Annotated in this window: 15 protein-coding genes and 2 riboswitches; of the genes, 2 read left to right on the top strand and 13 right to left on the bottom strand. The window is 67.6% G+C overall.

Annotated features, from left to right (window positions below):
* The first annotated feature begins 118 nt into the window (after positions 1–118).
* Complete coding sequence (locus tag A5688_RS05540) at positions 119–763, top strand: TetR/AcrR family transcriptional regulator (RefSeq protein ID WP_067913415.1); 645 nt, start codon at positions 119–121, stop codon at positions 761–763.
* 34 nt (positions 764–797) lie between these two features.
* Here the strand turns inward: A5688_RS05540 and gcvP are convergent, their stop codons facing one another.
* The 12 genes from gcvP to A5688_RS05480 all read right to left on the bottom strand — a co-directional run bounded on the left by gcvP (position 798) and on the right by A5688_RS05480 (position 14,660).
* A complete protein-coding gene (gene gcvP / locus A5688_RS05535; protein WP_067913412.1) occupies positions 798–3,629 on the bottom strand; it encodes an aminomethyl-transferring glycine dehydrogenase in 2,832 nt (943 codons plus the stop codon).
* A 51-nt stretch (positions 3,630–3,680) separates the two neighbouring features.
* Positions 3,681–3,806, bottom strand: a riboswitch (glycine riboswitch).
* Positions 3,807–3,904: riboswitch (glycine riboswitch) on the bottom strand. It lies immediately after the preceding riboswitch.
* Positions 3,905–3,967: 63 nt separating this feature from the next.
* A complete protein-coding gene (locus A5688_RS05530) occupies positions 3,968–4,597 on the bottom strand; it encodes a MerR family transcriptional regulator (protein WP_067834920.1) in 630 nt (209 codons plus the stop codon).
* Positions 4,598–4,980: 383 nt separating this feature from the next.
* The gene (locus A5688_RS05525; protein ID WP_067834921.1) at positions 4,981–5,475 is read right to left on the bottom strand and encodes a bifunctional nuclease family protein; all 495 of its coding nucleotides are present in this window, start codon (positions 5,473–5,475) and stop codon (positions 4,981–4,983) included.
* Positions 5,476–5,591: 116 nt separating this feature from the next.
* The gene (gene ftsR / locus A5688_RS05520) at positions 5,592–6,347 is read right to left on the bottom strand and encodes a transcriptional regulator FtsR (protein ID WP_067913409.1); all 756 of its coding nucleotides are present in this window, start codon (positions 6,345–6,347) and stop codon (positions 5,592–5,594) included.
* Positions 6,347–6,808 carry a glycogen accumulation regulator GarA gene (gene garA / locus A5688_RS05515; RefSeq protein WP_369806961.1) on the bottom strand — a complete coding sequence of 154 codons (462 nt, stop codon included), beginning with the start codon at positions 6,806–6,808 and terminating at the stop codon, positions 6,347–6,349. The genes ftsR and garA overlap by 1 nt, the downstream gene beginning before the upstream one ends.
* Before the next feature lie 294 nt (positions 6,809–7,102).
* A complete protein-coding gene (gene gcvH, locus A5688_RS05510) occupies positions 7,103–7,501 on the bottom strand; it encodes a glycine cleavage system protein GcvH (protein WP_067834925.1) in 399 nt (132 codons plus the stop codon).
* 28 nt (positions 7,502–7,529) lie between these two features.
* A complete protein-coding gene (locus tag A5688_RS05505; RefSeq protein WP_067913563.1) occupies positions 7,530–8,267 on the bottom strand; it encodes a DUF881 domain-containing protein in 738 nt (245 codons plus the stop codon).
* Positions 8,268–8,498: 231 nt separating this feature from the next.
* Positions 8,499–8,831, bottom strand: coding sequence for a small basic family protein (locus tag A5688_RS05500; RefSeq protein WP_067131731.1), 333 nt, complete (start codon positions 8,829–8,831; stop codon positions 8,499–8,501).
* A 55-nt stretch (positions 8,832–8,886) separates the two neighbouring features.
* Positions 8,887–9,813: a DUF881 domain-containing protein gene (locus tag A5688_RS05495; protein WP_067834929.1), complete on the bottom strand. Its 927-nt coding sequence runs from the start codon at positions 9,811–9,813 to the stop codon at positions 8,887–8,889.
* Positions 9,806–10,435, bottom strand: a complete 630-nt coding sequence (locus A5688_RS05490) for a CDP-alcohol phosphatidyltransferase family protein (protein WP_067834931.1) — start codon at positions 10,433–10,435, stop codon at positions 9,806–9,808. Before A5688_RS05490 ends, A5688_RS05495 begins: the two co-directional genes overlap by 8 nt.
* Positions 10,436–10,561: 126 nt before the next feature.
* Positions 10,562–12,892 carry an accessory Sec system translocase SecA2 gene (gene secA2 / locus A5688_RS05485; RefSeq protein ID WP_067913406.1) on the bottom strand — a complete coding sequence of 777 codons (2,331 nt, stop codon included), beginning with the start codon at positions 12,890–12,892 and terminating at the stop codon, positions 10,562–10,564.
* A gap of 124 nt (positions 12,893–13,016) precedes the next feature.
* The gene (locus tag A5688_RS05480; RefSeq protein ID WP_067913403.1) at positions 13,017–14,660 is read right to left on the bottom strand and encodes an acetolactate synthase; all 1,644 of its coding nucleotides are present in this window, start codon (positions 14,658–14,660) and stop codon (positions 13,017–13,019) included.
* Positions 14,661–14,753: 93 nt separating this feature from the next.
* On the opposite strand from A5688_RS05480, the gene A5688_RS05475 reads away from it, so the two are divergent.
* Positions 14,754–16,673, top strand: coding sequence for an ABC transporter ATP-binding protein/permease (locus A5688_RS05475; protein ID WP_067834938.1), 1,920 nt, complete (start codon positions 14,754–14,756; stop codon positions 16,671–16,673).
* A gap of 59 nt (positions 16,674–16,732) precedes the next feature.
* Here A5688_RS05475 and A5688_RS05470 read toward each other — a convergent pair whose 3' ends face one another.
* Complete coding sequence (locus tag A5688_RS05470; RefSeq protein WP_067913400.1) at positions 16,733–18,226, bottom strand: FAD-binding protein; 1,494 nt, start codon at positions 18,224–18,226, stop codon at positions 16,733–16,735.
* Positions 18,227–18,259: the final 33 nt, after the last annotated feature.

The following is an 18,259-nucleotide window of genomic DNA, read 5'->3' as shown; positions in this document are numbered from 1 at the left end:
CGGTGCCGGCCCTCGGCGGGGCGGCGACATCGCACCCGGCGGGATTCGCCGCGAACGCGGGTGAATACGCTGATAGCACGCAGAATCGACGTGATACCCCCGATCGGCTGGAGGCCAGATGGTAGATCCCGCGATGCTGCTCGGCTTGGTGCCCGACGGCCTGGCCACCCTCGATCCGACCGCCCGTGCCATCGTCACCGCGGCACGCACCTGCTTCACCGAGCGCGGCTTCCAGGGCACCACCATGCAGGACATCGCCGATACCGCCGGCGTCGGCGTCGCCACGGTCTACCGCCGCTTCCGGCACAAACGAAACCTGGTGCGACTGACCATCATGGACGAATCCGTGCGGCTGAGCACACTGGTGTCCGAGGTCGCGGGTCGAGCGGCGACACCGGAAGAAGGAATCGCCGACGTCTTCGCCGCCTTCGTCCACGAAGCCTCCGCGCCCAAACTGCTGACCCGAAGCATTCGCGAATCACCCGCCGCCGGAGAACTAACCGCCTTCCTGACCGACGAGAACCTGATCGCCATGACGCGCGGCTACATCGCCACCTGGCTGCGCCGATGGCAGGAACGCGGCGAGCTGGCCGCCGAGCTCGACACCGAGGTCGTCGGCGAAATGATCGGACGGCTGATCATCTCGCTGATCAAGACGCCGAAATCCGTCATCCCGATCTACCACCAGAACAAGGCCCGCGATTTCGCCCGCCGCTATCTGGTGCCGCTGGTGCTGCCGTCCCCGGTGAACACGCCCGGCTGAGGCTCAATAGGCTGAGGCCGATCGGCGGAAGCGATTACGCGAACGCCTCCACCGGCGGGCACGCGCAGACCAGATTGCGATCCCCGTATGCACCGTCGATGCGACGCACCGGCGGCCACACCTTGGGGCGGAACTCCTTGCCCAGCGGGTAGGCCGCCTGCTCGCGGGTGTACGGGTGGTCCCAATCGCCGATCACCAGGCACTCGGCCGTGTGCGGTGCGCCCCGCAGCGGGTTGTCGTCCACGGGCCACTCCCCCGAGCCCACCCGGTCAATCTCGCCGCGGATGGCGATCATCGCGTCGCAGAAGGCGTCGACCTCGGTCAGGGTCTCGCTTTCGGTGGGCTCCACCATCAGCGTGCCGGCCACCGGGAAGCTCATGGTGGGCGCGTGAAAGCCGTAGTCCGCCAAGCGCTTTGCGACGTCGTCGACGGTAACACCGGTGGCCTTGGTGATGCCCCGCAGGTCCAGGATGCATTCGTGGGCGACCATGCCGTTCTCGCCGGTGTAGAGCACCGGGAAGTACTCGTCGAGGCGGCGGGCGATGTAGTTGGCCGAGGTGATCGCGGTCAGCGACGCCGCACGCAGGCCCTCGGCGCCCATCATCCTGATGTAGGCCCAGCTGATCGGCAGGATCGAGGCCGACCCGTAGGGCGCCGCCGACACCGGATGCCCCTGGGGCAACTCGGGGGCATGCGGGTGCCCCGGCAGGAACGGCGCCAGATGCGAACGCACCGCCACCGGCCCGACACCGGGCCCGCCGCCGCCGTGCGGGATGCAGAACGTCTTGTGCAGGTTCAGGTGGCTGACGTCGCCGCCGAATTTGCCGGGCCGGGCCAACCCGACCAGCGCGTTGAGGTTGGCGCCGTCGACGTACACCTGGCCCCCGGCGTCGTGGGTGGCCGCGCAGATCTCGGCGATGTCGTGCTCGTAGACGCCGTGCGTGGACGGATAGGTGATCATCAGCGTCGACAGCCGGTCGCGGTGTTCGGCGACCTTGGCGCGCAGGTCGTCGAGATCCACGTCGCCGTTGCTGTGGCAGGCCACCACGACGACCCGCATCCCGGCCAGGGCCGCCGACGCGGCGTTGGTGCCGTGCGCACTGGACGGGATGAGGCAGATGTCGCGGTGCGGTTCCCCCCGGCTGGCGTGATAGTCGTGGATGGCCAGCAGGCCGGCGTACTCGCCCTGTGACCCGGCGTTGGGTTGCAGCGAGACCGCGTCGTAACCGGTGATCTGCACCAGCCAGGTCTCCAGGTCGGCGATGAGACGCCGTAGCCCGGGGGTGTCGGACGCGGGCGCGAAAGGATGCTGGCGGGCGAACTCCGGCCAGGTGATGGGTTCCATCTCCGCGGCGGCGTTCAGCTTCATGGTGCAGGATCCGAGCGGAATCATGCTGCGGTCCAACGCAATATCCTTGTCGGCCAGCGTGCGCAGGTAGCGCATCATCGCCGTCTCGGTGCGGTACTGGGTGAACGCGGGATGGGTGAGGAATTCCGATGTGCGAGTGAAGATGCCGGCACCCGCACCCGCCCGACCGGTGGTGCGCAGCCCGAAGGCCTCGAGCACCGCGGCGACATGGTCGCCGGTGGTGGCCTCGTCGCAGGCCACCGACACGTGGTCGTCATCGACCCGCCACAGGTTGATGCCGTTGGCCTTGGCCGCGGCGATCACCTCGGCGGCGCGGCCCGGCACCCGCGCGAGCACGGTGTCGAAATATTTCTCGTGCACCAACGCATCGCCCAGGGCGGCGGCGATCGACTCGGCGTGACCGTGCACGCGGCGCGCGATCGCGGTCAGCCCCTCGGCGCCGTGGTAGCTGGCGTACATCGCGGCCATCACCGCGAGCAGCACCTGCGCGGTACAGATGTTGCTGGTCGCCTTGTCGCGGCGGATGTGCTGCTCGCGGGTCTGCAACGCCAGCCGGTAGGCCGGCGATCCGTCGGCGTCCAGCGACACGCCGACCAGACGACCCGGCAGCTGGCGCGCGTGGGTGGCATGCACCGCCAGGTAGCCGGCGTGTGGCCCGCCGAAACCCATTGGCACACCGAATCTTTGGGTGCTACCAAAGGCGACGTCGGCGCCGAGCTCACCGGGGGGCGTGATCAGTGTCATGGCGAGGAGGTCGGCGCCGATGGCGACCAGCGCGCCGCGGTCGTGCGCCTGCTCCACCAACCCCGCCCAGTCGGTGACCCGGCCGCTGGCCCCGGGCAGCTGCGCGATGACACCGAAGAAGTCGCCGTCGGGCAGCCCGTCACGCAGGTCGGCGGTGACGATCTCGATCCCCAGCGGCTTGGCCCGGGTGGCCACGATGGCCGCGGTCTGGGCGAAGACGTCGGCGTCGACCACCAGGCGGTTGGCCTTGCCGCGGGCCGCGCGGTGCATCAACGTCATGGCCTCGGCCGCCGCGGTGCCCTCGTCGAGCATCGACGCGTTGGCCACCTCGAGACCGGTCAGGTCGGCCACCATCGTCTGGAAATTCAGCAGGGCCTCCAGCCGGCCCTGGCTGATCTCCGGCTGATACGGCGTGTAGGCGGTGTACCAGGCCGGGTTCTCCAAGATGTTGCGCAGCAACACCGGAGGCGTGAGCGTGTCGTAGTAGCCCTGCCCGATCATCGACACGGCCACCGTGTTGGCCTCGGCCAACGACCGCAGCTCGGCCAGCGCCTCGGTTTCGCTGGCGGGCGGCGGCAGTTGGTCAAGTCCCGGCGCGGCGCCGCCCTCGGTGAGCCGGTCCAGGATGCCGGCCGGAACGGCTTTGGCGGCCAGTTCGTCGAGGGAGTCGACACCGATGACGGCGAGCATGGCGGCGACGGCCTGGCTGTCCGGGCCGATGTGCCGAGCTGCGAAGGTGAATTGATCGGGCACTGGAACTCCTGAGTAGACGGGCGAAGGCATATCGAGGCAGAGGACTAGCGGCCCTCTCCCTCTGTCTTCACCCGTTCGCCGGGCGCCTGAGAGATTCGGCGCCCGATGCTGCCCGAGCGCCTTTCCCCATCGGCGGGTGCGGACCACGGGGGTCCACGCCGCTTTCCAGAGGCATCATGATGTCGTGCGGTCCGGGTGCCTGAGAGGTTGACGGAGAGGTGTTGCTCCTTCGGCGTCCGTGGCTGGCGGCCACGGAACTCTCCCGCTCGAATGCGATGCGCGGCCCAGTTTACTCGGCCCGCGCGAAGCGCGGCGTGGTGTGTTGCGCGGGCGCGCCGTCAGCCGATCTTGCGGTCGCGGTGCTTGCGCCGGGACGCCAGCTCGTCCTCCGGCTCGGCGATCGACTCGCCGCCATCGGCCCGCTCGCCGGGGAAGTCCGCGATGACGCCGGTCAGCTCGCGCATGGCACCGGATACGGCGATGCCGAAGACGCCCTGCCCGCCCTGCAGCAGGTCGACGACCTCTTCGGCCGACGTGCACTCGTAAACGGTGGTGCCGTCGGAGAACAGCGTGATGTTGGCCAGATCTTGGACGCCGCGCTGGCGCAGATGATCGACCGCGACGCGGATGTTGTGCAACGAGATCCCGGTGTCGAGCAGCCGCTTCACGATCTTGAGGACCAGGATGTCCTTGAACGAGTAGAGCCGCTGGCTGCCGGAGCCCGCCGCGCTGCGGATCGACGGGACCACCAGCGAGGTGCGTGCCCAGTAGTCCAGCTGCCGGTACGTGATGCCGGCGATCTGGCATGCACTCGGACCGCGGTAGCCGACCAACTCGTCGGGCACGGAGTCGTCCGGGAAAAGTCCGGGCTGCACGGGTGCGCTGGCGACGGTGACGCTACGGTCACTGCTCGCCGGGCTACCGGTCTCAGCTAGGTTGAGCTGCTCTTGGCGTGGCTGCTCGCTCACGGTGGTTCCTCTCCGCGATCGCGCTCTCGTCGTTAGCTCCGTATGAGGCTGGATTACAGCCACGTTTGCTCAGGCCCGAGTGCTAGTAGAGCTTACGCTTTCCGATAGCCGCCGCGCCTGTAGTCGCGATCAAAGTATGGCCGCCGCGGGGCCAAGTGGGCGAGCTATCCGCCAGCGTGTCGACATCACGGTGTTGTTTGAGATGCATCCGTGATGTCACCATCCAAGGCTAGACCAGCCGCACCGCCGATCCCAAGTGCTGGTAGTAGCGGGTTTGCGCTGGGGCACATCAAACACCCCCGCGGCAGGCTGCATCGTCGGGGCGCTTGGCCAAACTGCCCGCCTCCTCAACATCCCGCGGAGCGGGCTGCATCGTCGGCGGGCTAGGTGGCCTTGAAATCGTCCGGCGACACGCTGTCGAGAAATTCCTTGAACTTCTCCACCTCGTCCTCCCGGACGGTGGTGCCGCCTTCCTCGTCGGTCTCGTCGGGGATCAGCAGACCGGCCTGGGCAAGCACGCCTTCCTCGACGTAGATGGGCACGCCGACGCGCAGCGCGATCGCCACCGAGTCCGAGGGACGGGCCGACACGGTGATGTTGCGATCGAACACCAGGTCAGCGTAGAAAGTGCCCTCTTGCAGATCGACGATCCGCACCTCTTTCAACGAATGCCCAAGCGCGGCAATCACATCCCTGATCAAATCGTGCGTCAACGGGCGAGGGGGCTCGACACCTTGCTGCTCGAGTGCGATGGCGGCAGCCTCCGACTGTCCGATCCAGATCGGGAGGTAACGGTCACCGTCGGTTTCGCGCAGCAACAACACCGGCTGGTTCTGCGGCTGCTCTACGCGAATGCCGACAACACGAACTTCACCCATTTGTGTCTGCCCTCCGCATTAATGGCGCCGGTCGGCTTGGTGCTCGCCAGGGACGGCGAGGTCAAAAAAAATCCGCCCTGCTGCCGAAAACCAAGCTGTCGACCGAAGTCTAGTCCTCAGCGATCCAGAACGTCGCGAACGGCGGATTTGATCAACGACGTGTGCAACGTGATGGCAAGCGCCGCGACTTCGCGTGCCAAATCGTCGGCACGATCGCGCGCGCCGGCCTTGCCGGCTTTGACTACCGGCCCGGCAATTTGGGCGATCAGATCCGACTGCCGATCGGCCGCCGAACGGAACGCCCGCAGGTGCCGCGGCTCGACACCGTAATCCGACAACGCCCGCGCGCATTGCAGGATGACGACGGCGTGCTCGTCGAAAAACCCGGCGGGCCCGGTGGTGATCACTCCGGCTTTGAGGAGCGCCGTCAGCAGCTCGTCATCGACGTTCGCGCGGTTCAGCAACTCCTCGCGGCTCAACCGGACGTGGGCAGGGGCCACCGCCGAGGTGTCGGAGCCCGCGTCGGAGCCCGCGCCGGCCGCCCCGGTTCCCGCCACGGACACCAGGCGCGGGACGGAATAGGACGCTCGGACGGGCGGCAGCTCACCGTCGGGTTGGGCGTCCAGTTGCGCCCTGATGACCTTCAGCGGCAGGTAGTGATCACGCTGCGCGGTAAGGATGAACCGCAACCGCGCGCAGTCATATGCGGTGAACCTTCGGTACCCCGACGCAGCCCGCTGCGGCGTCACCAATCCCTCGGCCTCCAAGAAACGGATTTTGGAGATGGTGACATCGGGGAAGTCCGGCCTCAACAATTCCAAGACCGCCCCGATCGACATCCCGGCCAGTGCCGAGCTATCGGGTGCGCTCACTAGCCTGAAGATCCTCCATCCTCACCCTGCTTGGGTCCGGTCAGAAACACCAAGCGGAACTTGCCGATCTGCACTTCGTCACCGTTGGCAAGCACCGCGGAGTCCACGGGCTCACGGTTGACGTAAGTGCCGTTGAGACTACCAACGTCGACCACGCTGAATTCGTTGTTTTCCAACCTGAATTCGGCGTGCCGACGGCTGACGGTTACGTCGTCGAGAAAAATGTCGCTGTCGGGATGCCGACCGGCGGACGTGGTGGCCTGGTCCAGCAAAAAGCGCGAGCCCGCATTCGGTCCCCGCTTGACGACCAACAACGCCGAGCCCGCCGGGAGACCTTCGACGCCCGATACCGCGCTCTCGGTTCCCGCTTGCGCGGGAGCGTCCAGCTCGTTGAGGAAGTCGGCACGGAAGACCGAAGTCGTCTCTACCGTGACTTCATCCGAATTCTGGTCGTTGTCCATGTCCGTCACGCGCTGCTCCTCACTGGCCGCTGTGGCGTTGTCTGTCCGGGCCGCTCGGCCGGCTCGTGCACCAGGTTTCGTTGCCCGGTATGCCGTTTACTGCCGTTTCGTACTTTCAAGTGTCTTTCACGTGTCTTTCAGCGATCTCCGAAGGTTTTCAAAGGTCGATGTGTCGACGGTACCGCGCACCGGCCTGCGATGCGCCCACCACCTGACGAACCGAAACTTCGACTCCCCCGTACCCTGACCGCACCGCTCGCTCGCCGTGCGGGGCTGCAGGGACATTAGCAATCGTCATTCGGTCAGCGTTCCGCGGTAGGCCTCAGCGTCGAGCAGCGAAGAGATGGCCGACTCCAATTCGCCGACCTCGGAGACCTGCACATCCAGCAACCAACCGGCTCCATACGGCTCGGAATTCACCAATTGCGGACTGCCGTCCAGATCGGTGTTGACCGCCGACACTTTGCCCGACACCGGGGCATACAGGTCCGACACTGATTTCGTGGATTCGACCTCACCGAACGACTCGCCCGCGGTCAGCTCGGTGCCCACGTCGGGCAGCTGAACGAACACGACATCGCCCAACGCGGACTGCGCAAAATCGGTGATGCCCACGCGTACCGTGTCATCCCCACTTCGACGAACCCATTCATGTTCGGCGGTGTAGCGCAGATCGGGCGGGATATCGCTCACGAGTGATCCTGTTCTGTTCGGGTGGTGCTCACTTGACGGGCTGAGCGTATTGGTGCGGTTTTGGTTGCCGCAAGGTGGTCACGTCCACTCGGTCGGCCTGCTGCACGGACATCCGCGCGCCGACGCGCTTGACCGTGTCCTGCGCGCCACCGGGAATGTTCATGGCCGCGGCAAGGGTGGGCGGATCGCCAATCGCCAGAACCGAATACGGCGGCGACAACGTTTTGGAGTCGACGGTCAGCGACCCAGGCATACCCACCACCCACGTGTCGACACCCACTCGCACCGATTGGTGTGCGTCGTTGACTTCGATCGCCTCGGCGCCCGCGGCGCGCAACTCGTTGATCACGTCGAGCATGGCCTCGGGCGAAACCCCGGGCGCGGGGTCCTCGATCGTGACGGTGACGCCGGGTCCGGTGGCGCCGACCGCCCCGACCAGAATGGCCAGCGCCGACAGTCTGGCCTTCGCGGATTGGATGGCGGCCTGGTCGTTGTTTCCGGACGCCTGCAGTGAATTCAGCGTGTTCTGCAGCTCGTTCACCTCGGTATTGAGCGTGCCTTCGCGCTGTCGCAACGAGTCCAGCAGCACCAAAAGGTCTGCGGGCCGGGCCGTCTCCAGCGAGTCACCCGATTCGGTCTGGCGGACCTGGGTGACGATGGCGAGGCCCAGCAGCAGGCACAGCATGGCGGCCAGCGTTCCGAACGCCATCCGGGACCGACCGCCGCGCACCATCCCGGATAACCCGGTGCGGCGCACCGGTCCGATTTCCGGGCGGGGGGTTTTCGCGGCGAGTTCATGGCGGCCGCGCGGCGCTGCCTCTTTCGACGTTTCGTCGGCCCCCGGACCGGTTGGCCCGCTTGGTGCGGTTGACTCGTCACCAGCTTGGCCGGCGGCTCGCTGGCCGGCGGCGCGGTCTTCCGGATCCTCGCTCACGCCGACCTCAACTCGGTCATGGCGCTCCTCTCATCGCTTCGCTCTACTCGTCGCCGCTGCGCGTCACGCCCCGAACAGCCGGCGGCGCAGGGCGGCGGCATTGCCGAAGATGCGGATACCCAGCACGACGATGATGGCCGTGGACAACTGCGTGCCCACGCCCAATTGGTCGCCGACGTAGACGATCAGGGCGGCCACGAAGACGTTGAACACGAACGAAATCACGAAGACCTTCGGGTCGAAGATCCGTTCCAGATATGCGCGTAATCCACCGAATACCGCGTCCATCGCCGCGACCACCGCGATCGGCAGATAGGGCTGGACGACTTCGGGCACCGCGGGGTGAAAGACCAGGCCGAGCACGATGCCGATCGCCAGTGCTGCGATACCGATCATGCTTGGCTTCCCGGCCGCGTCTCGCACAGGGGAATGTGTCTGTTCAGGACTTTTCTCACTGTGGCCCAATCTGCTTGGCGAACTTGACATCCCGGATCGATCCGGCAGGGAGCGTTAGTCCGTCGGCGACGTCCACCGTAACCACCACGCCGTAGGACATCTGCAGCAGCCTCAGGCGCTGCATGCCGGGGCTGTTGTCGAAGACGTCGCGCATCGCGCGCGGCGGGCCGATCGCCAGCACCGTGTACGGGCTGCTGGTCGGGTTGTTGTCGACCAGGATCGCACCGCCGGCCTGCCGGATGGTCACATTCGGCCCGATCCGCACGCCGCCGACCGAAATGGCCTCGGCACCGCTCGCCCACAACGAGTTGACCAGCAACTGCAGATCGCGGTCCAGGATGATCTGCCTGCTGCCGCTGACCCGCTGCTTGGACACGTCGGAGAGGTTCGGGCTGGCACCGGGATCGGTCACGGTCACCTTCAGACCGGGCCCGATGACCGCCGTGCTGGCCGCGGCCAGGCTCAGCGCGTCAAGGCGTTTCAGCAGCCGCTGCCCCTCGGCGTCGTCGGCCAGGGCGTGGCGCTGCACGTCGTCGACCCGCGCCGACAGCTCGCTGCGCCGCCGGCTCAACGTGGCCGCGGACCCTTCCGTCGAGCGCACATTGCCCAGCAGCAGCTGCTGCGCTGTGCGCACCCCGGGAGCCACCGAGCGGGCCTGCGCGACCGCGGCGGCGAAGACCGTCGCGATCAGCAGCGCTGCCAACGCCTGCCAGAGCCAACCGAACACACGCTGGTGTCCGCTGCGCGGTTCGCCGGCGGCGCTGCGCTTGGCCGCCGCCGCGGCATAGCCCGGATCGAGGTGCTCGGACAGCAACGCGCGCAACAGGGACGGCACCGGGATGCGTTTGGGCCGCGACGCCACATGCGCGCTTTGACCCGCGTTGGGGTCGTAGCCGCCGAGCAGGCGGTCCACGTCAGCCATGATCGGCCACCTTCGCCGCGGCCGACGGACGAGAACCGCGGTCGACCTTGGGCATGCGTCGCAGCACGAGAGTCATCTGCACCGCATACTGCACGAACGCCCACAGGTAGGCGTACATGCCCCAGATCAGGAAGGCCCATCCGCAGGCGCCGATCACGCGGCTCCACAGCGCGTCCCAGGTGCCCAGCAGCACCAGCGGGAAGCCGGACATCAACGCGAACGTCGCGGCCTTGCCGATATAGGTCACCGGCAGCGCCGACAATCCGCGACTCCACAGCAGCGGCAGCGTCGCTGCCAACAGACCGTCACGCGCGAGCAGGACGATGACGAACCACCACGGCACGATGCCGCTGATCGCCAGCACGATGGGCACGGCCACCATGTAGAGGCGGTCGACCGCGGGATCGAGCAGAACACCGAGCCGCGAGGACTGGTCCAGCAGCCGCGCGATCTTGCCGTCGGCCCAGTCCGAAGCGCCGCTGAACATCAGGATCGCGACCGCCCACCCGTTGGCATGCGCGACCAGCAGGGCGTAGACGAACACCGGGATCAGCGCGAGGCGGACAACGCTGAGCACGTTGGGCACCGTCAGCACCCGGTTGGGCGGAAGCACCGGCTCCATGAGCCGTGACATTAGCCCGCCGACGATGCGGTCCGCAGCGCGGACCGAGCCCGACGGTGAGTGCGCGGCTGGCCGCACACTCGGGCGCGGGTGTGCGGCAGGACGCACATTCGGCGCCGCCAATCCCTAGCGGAAGACCCCGGGCAGGCTCAGGGTGGACAGCGTGTCGTCCGACAGCGGGTTGTCGTTGACCATGTAAGTCCACGTCGACGTCGGCCTGGCCAGCTTGGACAGGTCCAGGCCCTGCTCCTCTTCCAGGACGTTCGCGGTTTCGAAGGTCTGCTGCGCCGCCTCGACCGCGTCCGCGGCCAGCGACGCGAACGCGTCGACGGCCAACCGGTGAAACTCATCCAGCGGGTTCTGCCGCCCGAGCGCACGCAAATGGATGCTCTCGCGGATGTCGGCCAGATAGGCCAGATGGTCTGCCCAGCCGCGATCGAGGTGATAGAGCATGATCTGCCGGCAGATCACCTCGAGCCGTTCTTCGGAGATGCCTTCGGTCTCGGCCAGCTCCTCGTAGCGCTTCGGCGCCAGCTCGGCGAGTTCCTCACGTGCGGTTGGGTTGCGCAGCAACGTGTTTCGCCGATCAACGATGATGGCGCGCTGCTGGGCGATCAGCTGGTTGTAGCGCCAGGTGTTCGCGTGCACGTCCAGCATTCGGCCTTCGGCCACGCGCTGGGCGTGGTCGAGCAGGCCCGCCGCCTTGGGGCTGACGATCCTGCCGTCCTCGTCGGTGTCCATCGGCAACTTGTTGTGGTCGAGGTTGGCCGCCACCACGTCGTCTTCCCAACTCGAGAAGAACACCGACGACCCCGGATCGCCCTGCCGCCCGGCGCGGCCGCGCAGCTGGTTGTCCAGGCGCTGGGTGTGGTGCCGCCCGGTTCCGACGACATGCAGCCCGCCCAGCTCGGCGACCCGGTCGTGGTCGGCTTCGTCGGAGCCACCCAGGCGGATGTCGGTGCCGCGACCGGCCATCTGGGTCGAGACGGTGACCACGCCGAACTTGCCGGCCTCGGCGATCACCTGGGCCTCCTCGGCGTCGTTCTTGGCGTTCAGCACCACCGCCGGCACGCCGCGGCGCAGCAGCCGCTCGTGCAGGTCCTCGGATTCGGCCACGTCGCGGGTGCCCACCAGCACCGGCTGTCCGGTCTCGTTCACCTCGGCGATGTGCGCGACGATCGCGTCGTTCTTGGCGGCGCCGGTGATGTACACCCGGTCCGACTCGTCTTCACGAATGTTGGGCTTGTTCGGCGGAATCGGGGACACGCCGAGCTTGTAGAACTGGCGCAGCTGCTCGCCGGCGGCCAGCGCGGTGCCGGTCATGCCGCACACCGTCGCGTAGCGGTTGATCAGCGCCTGCACGGTGATGGTGTCGAGCACCTCACCCGTCTCGGTGGTCTCGATGCCCTCCTTGGCCTCGACCGCGGCCTGCAGGCCGTCCGGCCAGCGTTGCAGCTGCGCGATGCGCCCGCGCGACGCGTTGATCAAGTGCACGGCGTCGTCGCGGACGATGTAGTGCACGTCGCGCTGCAGCAGCACGTGCGCGTGCAGCGCGACGTTCATCTCGGTCAGAGTGGTGCCGACGTGCTCCTCGGAGTACAGGTCGATCCCGCCGAGCGCCTTTTCGACCTTGCGCGCACCGACCTCGGTGAGGTGAACGTTGCGGCTGTCGGCGTCGGTGTCGTAATCGACGCCCGCCTCCAGCTGCCCGGCCAGCTTGATGATCTCCAGCCGCGGCGTCTCCCGGTGGGTGGTTCCCGCCAACACCAGCGGCACCAGCGCCTCGTCGACCAGCACCGAGTCGGCCTCGTCGATCAGGGCTACGTCGGGGTTCGGCGATACCAGGTCGGCGACGTCGGTCACCAGCTGATCGCGCAGCACGTCGAAGCCGATCTCGTTGACCGAGGCGTAGGTGACGTCGCAGCCGTACGCCGTTCGGCGTTCCTCGCTGGTCGACTCGGCGGTGATCCACCCGACGGTCAACCCCATGGCCTCGATGACAGGGCCCATCCACTCCGCGTCACGACGGGCCAGGTAGTCGTTGATGGTCACCACGTGCACGTGCCGTCCGGCCAGCGCGTATCCGGCCGCGGCGATCGCACCGGCCAGCGTCTTGCCTTCACCGGTGGCCATCTCGATCACGTCGCCGGCCAGCATGCGCAACGCCCCCAGCAGCTGCACGTCGAACGGCCGCAACCCGGTCGTCCGCTCGCCCGCCTCCCGGGCGATGGCGAGGAACTGCGGGATGTCCTCGGACTCCGCGAGGTCGTCGAGGTTGAGCAGCCCGGCCGCTTTGCGCAGCTGCTGGTCGGTCAGACCGGCCGCCTCGTCGTCGTACTCCGACGAGTCGGTGACCTGGGTGAGCGAGCGGCTGCGGTCCTTTTCGGTGCTGGCGCCGAGCAGCTTCCAAAAGCGGCTGCTCAGCCGGCCAGGTTGAGCGCGGGTCGTCTTAGGCACAGGTCAACGGTACGCGGTGACTTCCTGGGCGGGCTCAAGCCAGTCGGTGACGATGCAGGCCGCGCAGCGGCGTGAGGTGGGGGTACCTCCCAGCCGCGAAGCGGCGAGGGGGCGAGCCGACCCATCAGGCGAGGTTGGACCGGCGTGGATACGCGACATCGGGGTCGGTGAGCACATTGACGACGGCGGGCAGCCCGCTGGCGAAGGCACGTTCCAGCGCCGGCCGGAGCTCGCCGGGCGCGGTGACCAGTTCGCCGTGGGCGCCCAGGGCCTGGGCCACTTCGTCGTAGCGCGTCCCCGGACGCAGCTCCGCCACCACCGAATAGCCGTACAAGGCTTCCATGGGGTGTTTTTCGAGAGCCCAGATGCCGTTGTTGCCGATCACGGACACGACGGGCACGTGGTGCCGCACCAGGGTGTCCCATTCCATGCCGCTGAAGCCGAACGCGCCGTCGCCCTGCAGCAGCACCACCTGGCGATCCGGGTGGGCCAGCTTGGCGGCCAGGGCGTAGCCGGGGCCCGAACCCAGGCACCCGAACGGGCCGCTGTCCAGCCAGCAACCCGGCTGGTAGCTGTCGATCACCCGTCCGGCGTACGACCCGAAATCACCGGCGTCGATGACGACGATCGCGTCGCGGTCCAGCATGGGTGCGAGCTCCGCGTAGACCCGCATGGGGTGCAGCGGAATGCGGTCGTCGGCGAGCTCGGCCTTCTCCTTGGCGCGCGCCGCGGTCTCGGCGGTCCGCAGTTCGCCGATCCAGTCCCGGTGGTCGGCCCCCGTGGCGGGGGCCAGCGCCGCGAGAATCGTCAACAGGTCGCCGTAGAGCTCGGCCTGCACCGGCCGCGGATGGCGGCGTTCGGGTTCGACACGGTCCGCCACGATGAGCTGGGTCTGCGCCCCGAACACCGCGCCGAACCCGAGCCGGAAGTCCATGGGCACCCCGACTATCAGCGCAACATCGGCCTCCCCCAAGGCTTTTCCACGAACTCGGGAGAAGGCCAGCGGATGGTCGGCGGGAACCGCGCCGCGGGCCATTCCGTTCATCAGCACGGGTATCTGGAGTTCCTCGGCAAGGCGTAGCAGCGCCGCCTCGCCGCGTCCCCACCAAACATTGGTGCCCGCCATGATCACCGGCCGCTTGGCCGCGGACAGCAGGGCGGCCGCCCGGCTCAGGGAATCGCCGTCGGGTGCCGGCCCCGCCGGCAGGTCGACCAGGGCCCCGGGCCGGCCGTCGTCGTCGGACATGGAGAACACGTGGTCCATCGGGAAGTCGACGAAACCCACCCCCGACGGCGCGCCGACCGCCGCGCGCAGCGCGTCGTCGACGAGTCGGCCGGCGTCGTCCGCCGATTGTGCGGTGGCGGCGAAGCGGGCCAGCGGCGCCACGAACGGCACATGGTCGATCTCCTGCAGCGAACCCTGGCCCCAGCGCTGGGCCGGGGCCCGGCCGCCCAGCACCACCAGCGGCGACTGGTTCTGCTGCGCCGCCGCCATGGCGCTCATCCCGTTGGTGATGCCCGGCCCCGCGGTCAGCGCGGCCACGCCCGGCGACCTGGTCACCTTCGACCAGCCTTCGGCGGCGAAGGTCGCGGTCTGCTCATGGCGGGTGTCGATCAGCCGGATACCCTCGTCGCGGCACCCGTCGTAGATGGAGAACAGGTGGCCGCCGGAGAGCGTGAAGACCGTGTCCACACCACTGGCCCGCAGACGCCGCGCGACGAGCCGGCCGGCGTGCAATGTTTGTGCGGGGACGGCGTCGGTAGTCATGACCGCAGCCTAACCAGATCCGTCGGGTACCTTCGCCCAAGGATTTGAACTACAGGAGAGTCCGGCCACCTCGGCCGTAAGGAGACATCGACGATGGGCCCAAAGCCATTCAAGCCATCGATCAACTGGTCGTCGGCACCCATCGATTCCTTGCGATGGGTCGCCATAGCGTGGGTGGTCAGCGCCATCTGCCTGTTCGGGGTCCTGCTGGCGTTCCGCTACCTCACCCCCTGGGGCCGGCAGTTCTGGCGGATCACCCGCGGCTACTTCGTCGGCGCACACAGCGTCCGGGTGTGGCTCATGCTGGGCGTGTTGTTGCTGTCGGTGCTGCTGTCGGTGCGGTTGATGGTCCTGCTCAGCTACCAGGGCAACGACCTGTACACGGCGGTGCAGAAGGCGGTGCAGGGCATCGCGGCCGACGACGACGCGGTCAAAGCCTCAGGTATCCACGGCTTTTGGATGTCGATCGCAATTTTCAGCGTGCTGGCGGTCTTGTACGTCTTCCGGTTCATGGTGGACATCTACCTGACGCAGCGATTCATCATCGCCTGGCGCATGTGGCTGACCGCCAATCTCACCGATGACTGGCTCAGCGGCCGGGCCTATTACCGGGATCTGTTCATCGACAACACCATTGACAACCCCGACCAGCGCATCCAGCAGGACATCGACATCTTCACCGCCAACGCCGGCGGCACCCCGAACATTCCGTCCAACGGGACGGGCAGCACGTTGCTGTTCGGCGCCGTCAATGCCGTCGCCTCGGTGATTTCGTTCGCCGCGATTCTGTGGAGCCTGTCCGGCAACCTGAACGTTCTGGGCATCGAGCTGCCCCGCGCGATGTTCTGGACCGTCCTGGTCTACGTCGTGGTCGCCACGGTGGTGGCAATCTGGCTGGGGCATCCCCTGATTCAGCTGAGCTTCAACAACGAGAAGCTCAATGCCGCGTTCCGTTACGCCCTGGTGCGGTTGCGCGACGCCGCGGAGGCGGTGGGCTTCTACCGCGGCGAGCGGGTCGAACGTGCGCAGCTGTGGCGGCGGTTCACCCCGATCATCGACAACTACCGCAAGTTCGTTCGCCGGACGATCATCTTCAACGGCTGGAACTGGTCGGTGTCGCAGGCGATCGTGCCGTTGCCCTGGGTGATTCAGGCACCGCGACTGTTCGCCGGCCGGATCGACTTCGGCGACGTCGGCCAGAGCGCGACCGCGTTCGGCAACATTCAGGACTCACTGTCCTTCTTCCGTAACAACTACGACGCCTTCGCCGCTTTCCGGGCCGCGATCATCCGGCTGCACGGCTTGGTGGACGCCAACGATCAGGGCCGTGCGCTGCCAACCATTCTGGTGAAACCCAGCGAAGAGTCGACGGTCGAGCTCCGCGGCATCGAGGTGCGCACGCCGGACGGAGACCGGTTGATCGACCCGCTGGATGTCGAACTCGCGGAAGGTGATTCGCTGGTGATCACCGGCCGCTCGGGTGCCGGAAAGACGACGCTGCTGCGCAGCCTCGCCGAACTTTGGCCGTACGCCTCGGGGACCCTGTGCCGCCCGGACGGCGACAACGCGACGATGTTCTTGTCGCAGCTGCCGTATGTGCCGCTCGGCAGCCTGCGCACCGTGGTGTGCTACCCGAATTCGCCGGACAACATCTCCGATGAGCAGCTGCGCGAGGTGCTCACCAAAGTCGCCCTGGCGCCGCTGATCAACCGGCTCGACGAAGACCAGGATTGGGCCAAGGTGCTGTCCCCGGGCGAGCAGCAACGTGTCGCCTTCGCGCGAATCCTGCTCACCAAACCCAAGGCGGTGTTCCTCGACGAAGCCACCTCCGCGCTGGACGAAGGCCTGGAATACGCGCTGTACCAATTGGTCCGGGCTGAGTTGCCGGAGTGCGTCATGGTCAGCGTGAGCCACCGGCCCACCGTCGAACAGCACCACGAGCAGCAGCTCCATCTGCTCGGCGGAGGCCCGTGGCAACTGGGTCCGGTCGAAAAGGAGCCCGCGCGCGTCTAGCGCCTACGCTCCCCCGGCCCGCCGGGCCGCGTGCGCTCCGGCGCTGTGTGGTGGCGCGCCTACGCTCCCCCGGCCCGCCGGGCCGCGTGCGCTCCGGCGCGGCGGCCGAAGAACGACCCCTCACCCAGCTGCGTTCCGCTCGCGTAGCCCTTGCCGTCCTGGGCGAGGTTCGACGCGCACGCGCCGGCGGCGTACAAACCGGGCACCACGGTGCCGTCGGCCCGTTGCACCTCGCCGTCGACCGTCACCGCGAGGCCGCCGATGGTGAATCCCGAATACATCGCCCGCCCCAGCGACAGGTCGAACACCGCCCAGGGGCCGTTGTCTTGTGGCGCAAGGAATTCCGGCTGCTTGTGGAAATCGGGATCTTCGCCCGCGGCGGCGTGCTCGTTGTAGCGGTCCAGCGTGGCCGCCAGGTTGCCCGCGGGAATGCCAAGCGCGGCTTCCGTTTCCGCGATCGTCTCGTACCCGTCGAGGAAGCGGATCAGCGGCATGGCGGGCATCTCGGTGTGCGCCTCGTCGACGATCAGGTACGCCGTCTGGTCGGGCTGTTCCAACACGAAAGCCGAAGTGCGCGAGTGGTAGGAGTCCTCGGCGACGAAACGCTTGCCCTCTTTGTTGACGATCACGCCGGTCAGGAGGACCTCGGGCGGATAGGCAGCCGCCGTGATGAACAATTCGTCCATGTTCTTGGTCGCGCCGCCCGCCGAGACGCCCATTCGGATGCCCAGTCCGTCGTCGTTGGGATTGCCCAGGATGTAGGGCGCCACCAGGCCGTGATGCTTGGTGCGTCGCTGCTGGCCCAGTGCGGGGGTGTGCTCGGCGACCATATCGGGGTTCATCGCGAATCCGCCCGCCGCGATGATGACGGACTTGGCCTTGATGGCGCCGGTCTCGGTGAAGTGTTTCCACGCGACGCCGACCACGGCGCCGTCGTCGTCGGTGACCAGGTTCGTCACCCCGGTCTCGTAGCGGATTTGCACGCCCAGGGCGTCGGCGCGTTTGAGCAGCAGGTCGACCACCATGCTCGCGCCGCCTAACTCGCCGGGCACCGGCACCGAGTGGCCGCGCGGCGCCGGCTTCGCCTGCTCGCAAAAGGGCCACACCTTCTCGTTGCCGGTGTAGCTGAGCCCCTCGGTGCCGGGCGGGACGACGACTTTGCCCGGGTAGTAGCTGCGCTCGAACTGAAAGCCCAAGTCTTCCAGCCAATTGAAGTGCTCGACGCTGCCGTCGCAGTACGCGCGGATCTTGTCGAGTTCGGGCTCGCGCGACACCGCGACCAGGTACTTGTACATCTCCTCGACGGAGTCGTCCTGGCCGGTGGCTTGCTGCACCGCGGTCCCGCCGCCAAGGTAAAAGTGGCCCCCGGCAAGCGAAGTGGTGCCACCCGCTGCGGCCGCGCGTTCCAGCACCAGCACCCGCGCACCGGCCGCGGCCGCGCTCACCGCGGCGCACCCGCCGGCGATGCCGAACCCGATCACCACGACGTCGACGTCATCCGACCACGTGGTCACGCCGTCCGCGCTGACTGTCGCCGGTATCTCCGTGCTCATTGGCGCCACTCCTTCTCATCGCTGCGTCCCCCG

The organism is Mycobacterium mantenii, from assembly GCF_001667865.1.
GTDB classification, from domain to species: Bacteria; Actinomycetota; Actinomycetes; order Mycobacteriales; family Mycobacteriaceae; genus Mycobacterium; species Mycobacterium mantenii_A.
This window is presented reverse-complemented; position numbering and strand designations above follow the sequence as displayed.

Coding starts and splice junctions, on each gene's coding strand:
- A5688_RS05540 (WP_067913415.1), top strand. CDS start 119: ATGGTAGATCCCGCGATGCTGCTCGGCTTGGTGCCCGACGGCCTGGCC.
- A5688_RS05525 (WP_067834921.1), bottom strand. CDS start 5,475: ATGGGTGAAGTTCGTGTTGTCGGCATTCGCGTAGAGCAGCCGCAGAAC.
- garA (WP_369806961.1), bottom strand. CDS start 6,808: ATGGACAACGACCAGAATTCGGATGAAGTCACGGTAGAGACGACTTCG.
- A5688_RS05500 (WP_067131731.1), bottom strand. CDS start 8,831: ATGATCGGTATCGCAGCACTGGCGATCGGCATCGTGCTCGGCCTGGTC.
- A5688_RS05495 (WP_067834929.1), bottom strand. CDS start 9,813: ATGGCTGACGTGGACCGCCTGCTCGGCGGCTACGACCCCAACGCGGGT.
- A5688_RS05490 (WP_067834931.1), bottom strand. CDS start 10,435: ATGGAGCCGGTGCTTCCGCCCAACCGGGTGCTGACGGTGCCCAACGTG.
- A5688_RS05480 (WP_067913403.1), bottom strand. CDS start 14,660: ATGACTACCGACGCCGTCCCCGCACAAACATTGCACGCCGGCCGGCTC.
- A5688_RS05475 (WP_067834938.1), top strand. CDS start 14,754: ATGGGCCCAAAGCCATTCAAGCCATCGATCAACTGGTCGTCGGCACCC.
- A5688_RS05470 (WP_067913400.1), bottom strand. CDS start 18,226: ATGAGCACGGAGATACCGGCGACAGTCAGCGCGGACGGCGTGACCACG.